This is a genomic window from Kineosporia sp. NBRC 101731, assembly GCF_030269305.1.
Lineage (GTDB): Bacteria > Actinomycetota > Actinomycetes > Actinomycetales > Kineosporiaceae > Kineosporia.
Window position 1 is genome coordinate 1 of sequence record NZ_BSTC01000047.1, and the last position, 518, is coordinate 518.

Annotated in this window: 1 protein-coding gene; it reads left to right on the forward strand. The window is 59.7% G+C overall.

Going from position 1 to position 518, the window contains the following annotated elements:
- Positions 1 to 33: 33 nt before the first annotated feature.
- The coding region (locus tag QSK05_RS36035) for a hypothetical protein (protein WP_285601905.1) at positions 34 to 518 on the forward strand (485 nt) is incomplete at its 3' end.

A 518-nucleotide genomic window follows, 5' to 3' on the forward strand; every position in this document is an offset into this window, starting at 1 on the left:
GCTAAGCAGGCGGTGTTGCGGGGTGCTGCTCAGATGGGTGGCAAGATCGCGGCGTCGAGTTTTATTTATGAGGTCGGTACGGGTCTGCTGGCGCAGTTGGAGGAGATTGCGCTGGGGATTCGTCCGGGTGGGCTGGACGGTAAGAAGCTGGGTGATTCGGCGATCGGTGCGGTGATCAGCACGGTCGTGATTATTGGTACGGCGTTGCCGGGGGCGAAGTTCCTGCACGGTGGCGTGAACAGTATGTTGAAGAATTTTAATCTGAATATGGGTAAGGGGAAGAATCAGTTCGTTGCCGAGACGGTGACGGAGTTCCCGATCGGGATCGGTACCGAGGTCGTGGCCGAATTGGCTGCGACGGGCATTATGACGGGTGAGTGGACGGTCGGCTGGTCGGCGGCTGCTTCGGCGGGTGTGGAGACCATTGGTACGGCGGGTGCGGGTGCTGCGGGTCTGGGCGCGCTGGCCTTGATGAACAAGCCCAATGGTTTCAACAAACCGGGCTGGTACACGAAGAT